Origin of the sequence: Metabacillus litoralis, assembly GCF_020524045.1 — a bacterium.
Lineage (GTDB): Bacteria > Bacillota > Bacilli > Bacillales > Bacillaceae > Metabacillus > Metabacillus litoralis_C.
The window spans coordinates 64,309-78,830 of sequence record NZ_JAIVKL010000005.1 but is presented as its reverse complement, the minus strand read 5'-3'; the positions used below and the strand labels follow the sequence as shown (position 1 = coordinate 78,830).

12 protein-coding genes are annotated in these 14,522 nt (G+C 33.2%); all 12 read right to left on the bottom strand.

The window, feature by feature from the left end:
* Positions 1–50: 50 nt before the first annotated feature.
* Complete coding sequence (locus tag LC076_RS08925) at positions 51–1,760, bottom strand: SulP family inorganic anion transporter (protein ID WP_226667829.1); 1,710 nt, start codon at positions 1,758–1,760, stop codon at positions 51–53.
* A gap of 192 nt (positions 1,761–1,952) precedes the next feature.
* Positions 1,953–2,624: a serine/threonine protein kinase gene (locus LC076_RS08920; protein ID WP_226667827.1), complete on the bottom strand. Its 672-nt coding sequence runs from the start codon at positions 2,622–2,624 to the stop codon at positions 1,953–1,955.
* A 640-nt stretch (positions 2,625–3,264) separates the two neighbouring features.
* Positions 3,265–3,453, bottom strand: coding sequence for a hypothetical protein (locus LC076_RS08915; RefSeq protein WP_226667826.1), 189 nt, complete (start codon positions 3,451–3,453; stop codon positions 3,265–3,267).
* A gap of 27 nt (positions 3,454–3,480) precedes the next feature.
* Entirely contained in the window at positions 3,481–3,966 is a 486-nt protein-coding gene (locus tag LC076_RS08910) for a nitroreductase family protein (protein ID WP_226667824.1), read from the bottom strand.
* Positions 3,967–4,393: 427 nt separating this feature from the next.
* Positions 4,394–4,600 carry an L-rhamnose mutarotase gene (locus tag LC076_RS08905; protein WP_226667823.1) on the bottom strand — a complete coding sequence of 69 codons (207 nt, stop codon included), beginning with the start codon at positions 4,598–4,600 and terminating at the stop codon, positions 4,394–4,396.
* 225 nt (positions 4,601–4,825) lie between these two features.
* On the bottom strand, positions 4,826–5,878 hold the full coding sequence (gene rhaS, locus LC076_RS08900) for a rhamnose ABC transporter substrate-binding protein (RefSeq protein WP_226667821.1): 1,053 nt from the start codon (positions 5,876–5,878) through the stop codon (positions 4,826–4,828).
* 70 nt (positions 5,879–5,948) lie between these two features.
* Complete coding sequence (locus LC076_RS08895) at positions 5,949–6,971, bottom strand: ABC transporter permease (RefSeq protein WP_226667820.1); 1,023 nt, start codon at positions 6,969–6,971, stop codon at positions 5,949–5,951.
* A 3-nt stretch (positions 6,972–6,974) separates the two neighbouring features.
* Entirely contained in the window at positions 6,975–8,012 is a 1,038-nt protein-coding gene (locus tag LC076_RS08890) for an ABC transporter permease (protein ID WP_226667818.1), read from the bottom strand.
* 27 nt (positions 8,013–8,039) lie between these two features.
* On the bottom strand, positions 8,040–9,551 hold the full coding sequence (locus LC076_RS08885) for a sugar ABC transporter ATP-binding protein (RefSeq protein ID WP_226667816.1): 1,512 nt from the start codon (positions 9,549–9,551) through the stop codon (positions 8,040–8,042).
* Positions 9,552–9,818: 267 nt separating this feature from the next.
* The gene (locus LC076_RS08880) at positions 9,819–11,474 is read right to left on the bottom strand and encodes a response regulator transcription factor (protein WP_226667814.1); all 1,656 of its coding nucleotides are present in this window, start codon (positions 11,472–11,474) and stop codon (positions 9,819–9,821) included.
* Positions 11,467–13,281: a sensor histidine kinase gene (locus LC076_RS08875; protein WP_226667812.1), complete on the bottom strand. Its 1,815-nt coding sequence runs from the start codon at positions 13,279–13,281 to the stop codon at positions 11,467–11,469. The genes LC076_RS08880 and LC076_RS08875 overlap by 8 nt, the downstream gene beginning before the upstream one ends.
* Positions 13,271–14,317, bottom strand: a complete 1,047-nt coding sequence (locus LC076_RS08870; RefSeq protein ID WP_226667810.1) for an autoinducer 2 ABC transporter substrate-binding protein — start codon at positions 14,315–14,317, stop codon at positions 13,271–13,273. The genes LC076_RS08875 and LC076_RS08870 overlap by 11 nt, the downstream gene beginning before the upstream one ends.
* Positions 14,318–14,522 lie beyond the last annotated feature (205 nt).

Here is a 14,522-nt window from a genome sequence, read left to right as displayed (position 1 = left end):
GAACTTATTTTTCCAGCTTATTAGTGCTTATCTTTTAAATAATTTATACATTATATTTGAAAATCCATAATATGAGGATCTGCCTTTTCTGATTTCTCTATGTTAAGTCCTTTCGCTTTTAACAACTGTTCTAATGTTAAATGATTCATTTGTTCTGTATATTTCTCGTTCCATCTTGCTTTATTTACTGTATCTCGAATAGAGCCTTTCATACTTGCAAACAACACCGTAATCCCTTTTTGATCACTCTGATCAATAAGCTCTTCAAGAGTATCGATCGAAAGTGTATCAACATCATTAACACCTGACATATCAATGATTAACCATTTTACTTTTCCATAGTTTTTTAAAAACGATTTGATTTTCTCTTCAATATAGGAAATATTTGCGAAATGTATACTTGAATCAATTCTAAGTATTAATACTTCATCTGAAGTAATGGCCTGAGTATATCTCTCTACATTACGAAATGTTTTCTCATTTTTCACATAGCCCATCTCGACAATAGAAGGACGTGAACTTTTATTAACTAATAACACTAATGTAAAAACCGCTCCAATAATAATTCCCCATTGAATGCCTATAAATAATGTCACTAAAAAAGTAATGATCCAGATCCATCCTTCCAATCGTTTCACTTGAAAAAGATGTTTTAATTCATTAATATCGACCAATTTATAAACCGCAACAAGAATAATAGCCGCTAAAACTGCATTTGGTAGATAATAAAAGAAAGACGTAAAAAACATTAAAGTGATAATCACAAATATCCCAGTTATAACAGACGTTATTTGTGTAGCTCCGCCTGATTGATGATTAACAGCCGTTCTAGAGAAGCTTCCGTTAACTGGGAAGGATTGAAACAATGAACCTACCATATTAGATAATCCTAATGCCACTAGTTCTCGATTTGGATTTATTCTATATTTCTCCTTTTTAGCAACAACTTTTCCTATTGCAAGTGATTCCATAAAACCTAAAAGAGCGATGGTGATCGCCATAGGAATTAACAGCTGAATCAGTTCTAAAGAAATAGATGGAAGTGAAAATAAAGGAAAGCCCTTTGGTACACTACCAACAATTTTCACACCGCTTTTATCTAAGTTCAAAAATGAAACGACGACAATAGATAAAATAACAAGAAGTAACGCTCCAGGGAGACGAGGGGCAATTCTTTTCAACAACATCAACAATGTTATACTTACAATACCTATTACAACTGTGATGATATTCGTTTCATTTACTACATTAACAATATCCATTAAAATCTGATGAATTTGAAGGTGATTTCCAATGTTAATGCCTAATAGATGTTTAATTTGACTCAAGCCTATGACAATGGCAGCTGCAGAAGTATATCCATTCATAACTGAATGAGGAATAAATTTTACAATAAATCCCAATCTAAAGATTCCTAACAATAATTGAATAATACCTACCATAAAGGCTAGTAGTAGAACAAGTGATATGTAAGATCCTAAACTAGGTGCTTCAAGGGTAGAAACCCCAGAAAACACTAGTAAAGAAGTAATTGCAGTTGGACCTATAGACAAATGTTTTGACGAAGCAAAAATGGCATAAATAAATAAGGGAACAGTTGCAGCATACAAGCCCATTACAGCCGGAAGCCCAGCTACCATTGCATAAGCCATTCCTTGAGGCACTAACATGATGAATAAAGTGATTCCTGCTATTAAGTCTCTTTTAAAAAGATGAATGTTATAGTTTGATAGAAGAGCTAATTTTTTCGGCTTAAGCAACAAAGTTGTCACTCTCCTCCCTTTTATACGTCAAAGTTTTTTTGCATTTACTCCACCAAATTATCTATTAATAAGTATAGTTAAAGAAACAAAGAAAATCCAATCTCTATGAAAGAAGATTGGAACACTTATTTAAACATTCTGCTTTTTATCCTCTGTTATATTTGCTGTTCATTGTTATTTTCAGTTCATTTATTTCCAAAAGAATTTTAGTTTAAGAACATCTTTCATAAATTCATCAATTGATGAGAAGTTCCTTTGATTATACCACCTTTGTACTGTTTCCATTAACCAAAAAGGAAGAGCCTTTCCATCAATTATATCGTAATATGCAAGATAAGCTTTTTTTAGATGCTCCCAACGATGGTCATCTCCCGGCTTAGAGTATTCTGATACATCAATTACTTTCGCTCTTCCATCTTGCAACAAAATATTTTTCAAATGAATATCACGTGGATTTAGATTTTGTTTCTTAGCATATTTCCTTGCATCCTCTACATCTTCAATCACTTGATAAGGTATATGAACTCCTTGAAGTAAACAATCGTATAGTGTAATGCCAGATTCAAAACTTAAAACTAAATATCGATCATATGCAGCATAACAAGTAGAGAAATACGGTGATCCATTTAATTTGTTATAAACTTGTGCTTCTAGTTGAATTTTATCTTGCTTCTCATCTGCAAACAGTTTAAATGCATAGTTTGGTAGATGAATATATTGAAAAACAGCAGCATCTGTACCAATTCCAATACATCTCAAATCCTTAGAATGCCCATTAATTGTTACAGGTTTATTTTTTGGATTTGACGCTATTCTTATCTCTGATAAAAGTTCATCCACTATTATCCATTGCTCTTCCATCATCTTCACCCTATCTTCTTAGATTACATTCATTATTCTCAGAATCTATCTAGGTATTAATATATATATGCTCCGTTTAGGGTTGTGATCTTTCCTCAAGGCTATTTTCGTAAACTTTGTTGTTTTAACAATCTTGAAAGAAACAGCACTGTATAAAATCTAGTGGCATCTTTTTTGCTAGAACGTATGCAATAATAAGACTGTTTTCAATAGATAATTAAGTAAAGTAGCAACAATCTTTCAGAAAAGAGCCTTCCACAAAGTAAAAAGCAAAATGAATTCTGCAATATCCCCAAATATATTTTCATCTATCTTAAAAAGAACCTTTACTTACTCATGTAAAGGTCTAAAAAAAAGACCTTCACCAATTAAAAAGAATTGGCAAAGGTCTCGCTAGCAATTATCTTGCCAACAAAGCCGGAGTAGTCATACCCGAAATGACGACTTTGTTTAACAGCTACTCCCCTTTGGAGTAATCACGATTCAGTTAGCTTTATATTAACAAAGATTATATATGCGGTCAATTTATGATACCTACATTACTAACAGTGGCTAACGCATTAATAAGAAAAATATTTGCATGAATTAGGGAGCCTCCCTCGGCTCGAGCGTCTGTGGGGTCTCCCCTGGACACGCTCCTCTAAGTAGAAGGCTCATGCCTTGCACTCCGATCAACAAAGTGCCAAAAATCAACATTAATCTTTAACATAGCCTTTCCTTTAAGAAAAATTGAGTCAACGAGCATTTTCCTGTCATGTGTTGTTTGTGTATAAAAAGAAGGCTGCTCCACTTTAGGACAGCCTCTACTGTGATAAAACTTAATAACCATTTACTTATTTCTTCTTATCACCATACATTAAGGTAAGTACTTAATTTTTTCTTCAATTGACGTTCTTTCTTTTGGAGAATTTACTTCCTCTGGGTAACCCACTCCAAATACGCCAATCACATCATATCCCTCTGGAACACCGAGAATGTCACGGTTTTTCTGAGCATTTCCTACAGAAGACCAGAATGTACCGACTCCTTCTTCCCAGGCAATCAAATTGAAATTTTGTACAAAGCAAGCAGTAGCTAAAGCGTTCTCTGCTTTTTCAACTTCTGTACTACCATGCTTTGATAAAACTGCCATTACAACAGGAGCATTGAAGAAATTAGCTTTATGATTTAAAGCTGCTCTTGTCTCAGGACCTACCACATACACTTCCCATGGCTCAGTCATTTTGTGATTTGGTGCCATAGTGCTTGCTTGTAGCCATTTACTAATGTGTTCCATGGAGACTGAGTCGTCTTTGAAGCTTTTAATTGTTCGTCGTGAATAAATGATATCAGTGATAGTCAAGTCATGTTCCTCCTTAAGAATATAGAATCCTCATATTTTTAGATGGCATCCTCTATATATCACAGAAGTTCCTTATCAAAATAAGAGAATGGTATGTAACTAAGTAAGATATTAGTTGTTAGTTTGATTATAACAGGAAAATAGGTATAACAGTTATCCTCCCCTTTCTAAAACTAACATCTTTTATCTAAAAAAAACAATCACAAATCATGAATTTCCTTCGAAAGAGTTGTCTATTTTAAATAAAGGCTGTTTTCGCAAACATTGTTGCTTATAAATACCCGAAGAAATCAGCATTGTAATAAGTCTAGTTGCATCTTTTCTTCATAAAATAGTAGCTCTTTTGCGAAAATACACTGTTTCTCCTATATATTTTTGTTTACAATGCAACAATCTTTCAGAAAAGAGCCTAAATAAAAGACTTCATTCATAGGTTGAATGGTTCTGCTTCTTTAAAGTCAAAGGAACCTTCCACCATTTTAGAGGTAATAGCATTCCATTTATTACATACTTCACTTTTGGCAATATAATTGAATACTGCCTCAACATCATTACATTCAAAGCAAAAAAAAAATTGATTTCCATTTTGGAAAATTGAATAGTTTCTTATACCAGCTTTGCTATGCTCTTCCATAATTATGGATTAAGATGTAAGTCAACGTATTCTTCTAATACTTCCTCTTTTATCTTCCACGTCCAGGCAAATTTTTTTCTATTCATCATCATCCCCTGCTTTCATAGTGATTTAATAGAAAAACCTAAGCATACTCGTGTTGAGCATGCTTAGGTTTTTAAATCTACTATTAATTTAGACCTTTTTCTTACGTTTTGTTTCTATTATTAACTGTCCGAACTTGAATTAGTAAACATCCTTCCAATCAGCAATGTTTTCTGCGTCAAATTTGAATGGGTCGCCAAGCATAATTTGAGTACCGTCACCATCTTCCACTACTTCCTGGCTTCCAAGGTCACCTGCATCAAAAGTATCACCAACTGCTCCTGTAATCTTTCCTTCTACTAATGAATATGCAGTATAACCAGCAGCTTCGCCAACTTCAATTGGATTCCATAAGTACATCCATGGTGATACACCACTTTCAATATAACTAGCCATTTCAGAAGGAAGTCCTAAACCTGTTAAAGCTACTTTACCTTCAAGTCCTTTATCAGTTAGAACTTTACCCGCTGCAGCAATACCCACTGTTGTTGGTGCAATAATTGCTTTCAAATCAGGATAAGATTTTAACAATGCTTCTGTTTCAGATACACTTTTATCTCGTAAATCATCACCATAAGCTACTTTTACTAATTCAATATTTGCATATTCTGGTTTTTCTAATTCTTTTTTCATCCATTCAATCCAAAGATTTTGGTTCGTTGCTTGTGATGTTGCACTTAACACGGCAATTTGCCCTTCTCCATCAATCATTTCATTAACAGCTTCAATTTGAACACGACCAATTCTTTCAGGATTGGCTTGATTAACATGGATATGACGACTATTTGCATTTACAGCTGAATCTACTGAAAGGACTTTAATTCCTTGATCCATTGCTTTCTTTAATACAGGCTCTAATGCATCTTGGTCATTACCTGCAATTGCAATAGCAGCTACTTTTTGCGTAATTAATTGTTCAATAATTTGAATTTGTCCCTCTGCTGTTGGTTGATCTGGTGAACGAAGAATTACTTCCCCACCAAGCTCCTCTACAGCTGACTTAAATCCATCCATCATTTTTTCCCCATATGGATTTCCAGTGTTTTTAAAAACAAATGCATATTTATTGGAAGAACCACCATCTTCTCCACCTTCACTACTAGACCCACCTGTTTGAGGTGCTCCTTGACTACACGCTACAAGAATAGAAGAAAGGAATACAACTGACAATAAAATAGATAAAAATTTTCTCATGCTTTTTCTCCCCTTTTTTGTAATTTAATTTATACATAACAGTTAAAAACTGGCGTATAACATGGTTGTATTACTTCTTTTTAAGAATACTTGGCATTTTGATTTTTGGTACTGCCACTGACAGTATTAACAATGCTCCAACAACAATAAGCAATGTTTGAGCAGGTATATTAATAAGCCCTAAACCGTATTGAAGGTACCCAATAATAAACACCGCAATAACAGTTCCAATGATTTTCCCTTTTCCTCCAGCTGTACTTATCCCACCTAGTGCAGCCATTGCAATAACATCTAACTCATACATTGTAGCTACATTTGGTCGAGTGCTTCCCATTCTTGATGATAGAAATAGAGCGGTTAAACCAGCCATAAGACCTGCTAATGTAAAAACAATGATCTTAATTCGGTCAACTTTAACTCCAGAAAATCGACTTGCTGTTGGGTTTTTTCCCATTGCAAATATTTGACGTCCAAATGTTGTTTTGTGCAGTAACAATCCAAACAGAACAGCCATTACAAGAAATAATATTAAAATAAATGGAATACCAAACACATAGCCCCATCCAAAAAAACCAAACCATTCAGGAAAATTACCTGCTGATTGATCTTCTAAGATGATGTAAGCGATACCACGATAGAGAATCATTGTTCCTAATGTGACAATAACAGCTGATAACTCCTTGAACTTAACTATAAGTATTCCATTTATTAATCCACAAAGAGCACCTACCGCTAAGCAAATGACAATAGCTAGTTCCATCGGCACACTTAAATTGTTGTACATTGTCGCCATAACGACGGATGATAACGCAACTGTTGAACCAACAGATATATCAATATCACGTAGAATCATGATCATAGCCATTGGAAAGACAATATATGCTTTGTCTAAAAAGATCATCGTTCCATCTCGTAAACTAGCATAATTAAGAAAATATGGTGATAAATTAGAGTTAATAATCATAACAGCAACTAAAATGATAACTAACATCCATTCCCATTGTAGGAAAAAGCGTTTTATGCTGAAGTCTTTCTTATCTAGGAGATTTCGCTGAATATATCCTTGATTATCAAGTGATGTTCTCTGTTCCATAGCTTATATCTTCCTCCTCATCAAATTATTTCGATCAACACCTCTTTTAACAAGAGTGTTTATGATAACAGCAACGAGGATAATAAAACCTTGAATACCTGTTTGCCAAAATGGTGAAACATTTAAAAGTGGTAATGCATTATTTAGGATTCCTAATAAAATTGATCCAAGGATAATACCTGAAATCTTCCCTGATCCACCTGCAATGCTAACTCCACCAAGGATACAAGCTGCAATGACAGTTAACTCGTAACCTGATGCTGTATCTCCTTGAGCAGATGCGAATTTTGAAACCCATAAAACACCTGAAAGCCCTGCAAACCCACCCATAATTGTATAAACTAGTAATAGAATTCGCCCTTCTTTAATTCCACTTACTTTTGCTGAATCTGGATTGCTACCAACTGCATAAATTTGTCTACCTGTTACTGTGTGATTAATAAGGTAGTAGAATAACAGATAAATAACGATCGCAATCATTATTAAATTATTTAACCCAAAGGTTGTGCCTGTTGCTATAGACACAAAGCTTTCAGGCATTTGATAGGAACTAATCCATTCTCCTCCACTAACCTTGAAGGTAATTCCCCTGAATATATTCATCATTGCAAGTGTAGCAATGATAGGAAGTAAGCCGACTTTTGCGATAAGAACCCCATTAATAGCTCCACATATCATTCCAATCCCAATACCCAGTAAGATGATGAGAAAAGGATTCATATCCTGATACGTACTAACAGTCTGAGCAACGATCATCCCCGAGAGAGCTATGGTTGATCCTATCGACAAATCTATTCCTCTTGTTATTAAAACTAGCATCATCCCTAGTGCCAATATACTTAAAATGGCTGTATTCGTTATCATGTCATTTATGTTTTCTCCACTTAGAAAACTCGGGTTTCGTAGTTGAACTGCTATTGATAAGATGACAATGAAAGCTAATAAACCCAATTCCCTGAATTTGTAAACATTTGCTAATTTTGATATTTTCTTTTCTAGAGTTTTTATTTGTGTTGAGTTTTGTATAACATTTCCGGGCATACTCCTCACCTCTTTTCCATATATAAACTAACTAATTTCTTCTTCTATTTTTTCACTCATGGCCGCTTCTAGAATAACTTCCTGAGTTGCATCTTGTTTGTTTAATACTTTTGTAATTCTTCCTTCTCTCATAACAACAATTCGGTCACTCATTCCTAATATCTCTGGCATTTCTGAGGAAATCATAATGATTCCATAACCTTGTGCTGCTAGGTCATTAATAATTTCATAAATTGCCGATTTCGCCCCAACATCAACACCCTTTGTTGGTTCATCAAGAATAATAATATCTAAATCGGCTGTAAGTAATTTTGCAACAGCCACCTTTTGTTGATTACCACCAGATAGTGAGCTAACAAGATCGAAAATGCTGTTAGCCTTCACATTTACTTTCTCAGCTAATTTCTTTGCTAGTAAGGATTCCTTTTGATCATTTAACCATCCTTTACTTGAAAGTTCCTTCAAAGCTGGCAAAGTAATATTTCTTCCTATCCCCCAATCCAATACCAAGCCTTGCAATTGACGATCTTCTGGTAAATAGCCAATTCCTAGATTCATTGCAGCTTTTGGGTTTTTTAAATCTATTTTTTCACCTTTTAAAAATACTTCTCCTTGGTCAAAGCTTGTGATTCCAAAAAGTGACTGACATACTTCGGTTCTTCCGGCCCCAACTAATCCCGTTAACCCTAGAATTTCACCTTTATGAAGGGTAAATGAAATATCAGCGTAATAGCCCATTTTTCCTAAATTCTTCACTTCTAATAATTTCTCACTAATCTCATTATTTTTATGTGGATATACTTGAGTAATTTCACGTCCAACCATCGCCACAATTAGAAGGTCGTTTGTTATTTCATTAACTCCCCATGACCCGATATATTTTGAATCTCTAAACACGGTCACCTGGCTGGCAAGACGGTACATATCTTCAAATCGGTGTGATATAAATATAATTGAAGCTCCCTGATCTCTTAAGCTTTCTGTAATTTTATACAACTCTTCACTTTCCCTTGCTGTTAAAGCGGCTGTTGGTTCATCCATTATGATAATCTTTGCATTAGTTGATATTGCTTTTGCAATTTCTACAATCTGTTGTTGAGCCACACTAAGAGATCCCATTTCCACTTTTGGATCGATTGATGATCCTAGATCTTCTAGAATTGCTCTCGCCTCAGAATGCATCTCCTTCCAAAGTAATCGCTTCGTGAGTTTATGAATTTTTTCATGACCCATAAATATATTTTCAGTTACACTTAAGTCAGGATAATTTGTTACATGCTGATAAATTGCTGCAATTCCTTTCTTCTGAGCATCCTTTGGGTTTGTAAATTGAACTTTTTCACCATTTAAAAACATGTCACCTTCATTTGGTGAATGAACACCTGTGATCACCTTAATAAATGTAGATTTTCCTGCTCCATTTTCCCCCATTAACGCATGGATTTCTCCTGCTTTTAACTTAAAATGAACATTATCAAGTGCTTTAACTCCTGGAAACTCTTTCGTAATTCCTTTTAACTCTAGAACATAGTCAGACATAATCTCACTCCTTACTCGATAACTTTTCTTGCAAATATAATCATCAGAATTGTAATTGATGGTTTATTAGGTATATTTGGTATCGCTTACATTAATCTTAATAAATAGTAAGATGTTCGAGTAGGAGACAACTTTCGGATTAGGGTGATAATTCTCTGATGTTTCTAAATTTTCCTACAACTAAAATATTGAGAAGTATTGCGAATAAAGGTAGCAATGTAAAGGTCTAGAGAAAAAATGTACCAACATACACAAAAAAACTCCCTTCTAGAAAGGGAGTTTTCTTTGGTCTAGCATCATCTTATCTTTATACTTTGAAGGTGTTTCGCCATATTGTTTTTTAAATAATTTACTAAAATATTTCGTATCTGAATAACCAACTCTTTCTGAAATATCATATATTTTCAGATTTGTAGATAACAAAAGGTCTCGAGCTTTTTCGATTCTAATTCGTGTAACAAAATCAAGTACAGTTTCTCCTGTTTGAGTTTTAAAATATTTACAGAAGTATGTTGGATTCATATATACTTGATTGGCAATGTTTTGAATGGTGATATTTTGATCAAGGTGAGTCAAAATCCACTTTTTAGCTATACCAATTTGATCTGGATTTTGTTCTTCATTTTTACTTTCTAAAATAAGAAGAATCTTTTTAATCCAATCGTAGACTTCGTTTGTTAATTCACTTAGATTTCCTATTTTCTTTGTTAAGACAAAGACCTCATTCATTAATGAAATGGTATCTTTTTCTTGTGTATGTTTAATCAAATAATTAATAATTTGAAAACCCAATAAATGGAAAGACTTCTCGATTTCTTCTGGATTATTCAGTATTTTAATCATTTTTAAAAGAACTGATATTTCCACCTTGATTTTATCACTATCCTTACTATCAAGAGTAAAGATAATCTTGTTAACTTGATTCTCTATTTCTTGGCTCTTATTTGCTTTTATTCCTGCTTTCAATTTTTCTATTTCTTCACTTGTAATCACTTTATTTCCACCTAATAATAACCGAAATTGCATATACATAAGTAGCTCTTCCCTCAAACTTGTTAATAAGGTGAGCTCATTGAATTCCTCGCTTATAGCTATAGAGCTTGTAAATGGAGTGTATTTTTGAATATTTATTTTTATGTTTTCTGAAAATGTCACACATATTTTCCCAAGTAATTTCTCTTCATTTTCTTGAACATGAAGAAGTAACCAAAAAGATAAATCATCTCCACTCCACCTCCATGAAGTAAAAGTTGATGAATCTAGGTTGTCTTCCATCTCTTTACAGATGTTATCTAATGCAAATCTCCATGCTTTCCAATCTTCTTTTTCAAAAGATTTAGTCCTACTGTAAAGATTGTCAACACTTATAAAGATTAAACGATAACTCCCATCTGGAAAATCCTTAGTCCATTCTAACTGTGATAAATCAATATCATGATTCCACGTGATTTCGCTTAATAACTGAAGTTGTTTAACATGCGTTACTTGTGAAGCCTTAAATTCAATTTCCTCTATGTGCTCAGTGTCATTCCACTGAGAGATAATTTTACTTTTCATTTCTTCTAACTGGATTTTAAAATCATCACGATCAATTGGTTTAATTAAATAATCACTTGCCCCTTCGCGTATGGCTGTTTGAAGAAATTGAAAATCATCAAATCCACTTATTACCATTGCATGAAAAGAGGTTAATTGCTTTAACTTTTTGATAAGTGTTAAACCATCCATACCAGGCATCTTGACATCAGTAATTAACAAATCAAACAGCAATCCTTCTTTCTGAAAAGCATTTAAACATTCGTCACCACTACTAAAACTACCTACAACTTCCCAAGAATCACCATTTGTTTGAACCAATCTTTCAACTCCACGTCTAAGCCTTGCTTCGTCATCAACAATAATCGTTTTAATTCGTCTAGGCAATTTCCTCACCCCCATTCAACCCTTCTACATTTTCTCTAGTTATCATTGGTAATCGAACAATAACCTCTGTACCTTCTTTCATCATACTATTAATTTCTAAACCATACTCATCACCGAAAATCATTGAAATTCTTGCATGGACATTTATTAATCCAAAGCTTGAATCTCTTCCTTCCATTGGATCTTTTTTTAGAGACTCATTTAATTTATTTAATACTTCAGATTCAATCCCAGGTCCGTTGTCCTTTATCGTTAAAAGAACTTCATCATTTTTCGTTTTATAAATATTTATCATTATCATCGTTTTTTTATGCTGATCTAATCCATATTTAATGGAGTTCTCAATAATAGGTTGTAGGATAAATTTAGGTATATAGAACTGATTGGTATCAATTTTTTCCTGTATTTCAAAATAAATTCGATCTTCAAATCTAAACTTTTGAATCGTTAAATAATTTGTTGTATGTGTGACTTCAAAGGAAATTGGCACTAATCGATCTTTATTGTTTAATGAGTACCTCAACATTTTCCCGAGTAGAGTCACCATTTTTACGACAGATTCTACTTCCTCTTCTTCAACTGCATAACCAATTGTTTCTAACGTATTGTACATAAAATGTGGATTAATTTGAGACTGTAGAGCATATAATTCTGCATTTTTCTGGCGTAATTCTATTTTGTAGTTTTTTTCTATCAAAGTATTAATTTCTTGAATCATAGAATTAAAACTTTGTGCTAGAGTCCCAATCTCATCTTTCGAGTGTATGGACAGATCTACATTAAAATTTCCTTTTTCAACTTGTTTCATTAACCTTGTTAGTTTTTTTAAGGGATTTGATACATTCCAAGCAAGAACAATAGAAATAACAATGCTTAAGAAAACAACTAGAATAAATACAATGATTGTCCCATAACGAACAGCGTCTGTTTCTTTTGTAAGATCACTTAACGAAATACTATGAAATATTCTCCAATCATATCCTTCAAAACTATCAGTACTTATTAAATGATTTTTTTCCATTAATGTTGCTTTAAAACTTCCGTTAATGTTCGGATAGAGATTATACTTATCATCGTACTCTCCAATTAATTTTGGATCATTATGAAAGATAATTCTTCCTTCTTCATCTGTAATCCATATTTTAGAGTTGTTATCTTCATTCAAATTGATCAAAGCTTTCTCAAAAAATGTTAAGTCTATCGCTATTAATATTGTTCCAAGGTTTTCTTGATTTTCATAGTCTCTTAATTGCCTCATTAACATGATAAAAGGTGGATTTCCTTTAAACTGAAGATTTGTTTGATATGATAGGATGATCTCTTCCCTACCATTTAGTTCAATATCCTGTCCATATGGCAAAGCAGAAGACTCTAGTGCTAAGCCCTTATAAGAAGTTCTGGTACTAGTAAATAATCGATTTTTTGATAAAAGGAATACTCCTAAGATATCTGAATTTCCACCATTAATATATGTTCTAGATAGATAGCTATTAACTAAAAATTCATCCTTTAATATATTTGATTTACTTTGAAATGAGTCTTTACGAAGCACTTCAATAACTTGGGAGGAATTATAAAGAACATCAGGAAGTTGCTTCATTTCATTTAATTGATTCTCGATATTTTCATTTGCTTGTTCTAATAATTTTGGGATATATTCTCCCACTTGTTTTTCTATAGACTTTGTATATTGGCTATATGCTATATAACCTAAAATCGATATCGGAATAACAGTAAGCAAGATATAGGTTATCATGAGTTTTGTCATTAATTTATAGTTTCTTAATCTAAGATGTTTAAAAATCATATTGATCAACATTTTCCTTTGTGAAGTCAATTGGTTCACCCATAATTATCATGTCATTTGACATCCTAATCTTTCCTACCCCAAGAATTTCTTGATTATCATATGGAAATGAACCAGTAACAATATTCTTACTAAGCGCTACTGTTAAATAACCTAATTTTTTTGGGCTCCATAAAGTGATGATTTGAGCAGAGCCTTCCTTTAGATATTCATTCATTGGATTTGGTGGGGATAAACCAACCACAGCAACTTTTCCAGACTTTCCTGCTTCTTTTACAGCTTGGGCAGCAGCAGGTGGTCCAACAGATGAATTACCAATAATTCCTTTTAAGTTAGGATAATCCTCAAGCAACTGTTTTGCTTTTAAATAAGCTTTATTCGGATCATCATCTGTTGCTGAGATTTCCACCAATTTCATATTAGGATAGTATTCTTTTTTATGTTGTTTAATCCACTTTAGCCATTCATTTAAATTCGATGCAGATTTAGCTCCTGTCATAATAGCAAATTCCCCTTGCTCATCTACATTCCATGCAAGGGTATCCATTAAATGTCTTCCCAAAGTTTCAGGGTCTACCATATTAATGAAGAACTCCCTAGCTTCGGGCATTGTGTCAGCATCCCATGTAATCACTTTTATTTGGCGGTTTTGTGCCTTTTTTAATACAGGCACTAACTTTTCAGGGTCGTTTGCAGACACAGCAATCACATCAACCTTTTCAAACTTAATCAGATCATCGATGATTTTAATTTGCTGCTCAGAATCAGCTACAGTGGGTCCTTTATATATCACTTTAACGCCCAAATCCTTCCCCGCCTCAATTGCACCTTCTTCAACAGCATTAAAATAAGGAATATTTATCACTTTAGGTACAATTGCAATTGTATAATCTGTTGCCACTTCTTGTTCATCTTTTTGTTGTGAGGACTCATTTGTATAAACAACCGTATATTCGTTTTGATTTGATGTCCCATAACTGCAACCGCTTACAAGTAATAACAAAAAAATATTTAAAGAAAAAAGCTTATTCACCATCATTGTCCCCCTCTATGAGACTTCTTATCTATATATTATACTATTTATTTTTAGTAAAAAAATACCTGATGTTGATTTATCTTTGAATATTCTGTATTTTCATTTGATTGTTATGATAAAAATATACTTTATTTTAATTTCCCATAGAATCCCACAATCAAGATCATTAAAAAAACCCTTATCAATAAGAAATGATAAAGGTCTC

What these genes read in the sequence shown, in the direction of transcription:
- LC076_RS08915 (WP_226667826.1), bottom strand. Translation starts at nt 3,453, where the DNA reads ATGGTTATTAAGTTTTATCACAGTAGAGGCTGTCCTAAAGTGGAGCAG.
- LC076_RS08885 (WP_226667816.1), bottom strand. Translation starts at nt 9,551, where the DNA reads ATGTCTGACTATGTTCTAGAGTTAAAAGGAATTACGAAAGAGTTTCCA.
- LC076_RS08905 (WP_226667823.1), bottom strand. Translation starts at nt 4,600, where the DNA reads ATGGAAGAGCATAGCAAAGCTGGTATAAGAAACTATTCAATTTTCCAA.
- rhaS (WP_226667821.1), bottom strand. Translation starts at nt 5,878, where the DNA reads ATGAGAAAATTTTTATCTATTTTATTGTCAGTTGTATTCCTTTCTTCT.
- LC076_RS08875 (WP_226667812.1), bottom strand. Translation starts at nt 13,281, where the DNA reads ATGATTTTTAAACATCTTAGATTAAGAAACTATAAATTAATGACAAAA.
- LC076_RS08895 (WP_226667820.1), bottom strand. Translation starts at nt 6,971, where the DNA reads ATGGAACAGAGAACATCACTTGATAATCAAGGATATATTCAGCGAAAT.
- LC076_RS08890 (WP_226667818.1), bottom strand. Translation starts at nt 8,012, where the DNA reads ATGCCCGGAAATGTTATACAAAACTCAACACAAATAAAAACTCTAGAA.
- LC076_RS08920 (WP_226667827.1), bottom strand. Translation starts at nt 2,624, where the DNA reads ATGGAAGAGCAATGGATAATAGTGGATGAACTTTTATCAGAGATAAGA.
- LC076_RS08870 (WP_226667810.1), bottom strand. Translation starts at nt 14,317, where the DNA reads ATGGTGAATAAGCTTTTTTCTTTAAATATTTTTTTGTTATTACTTGTA.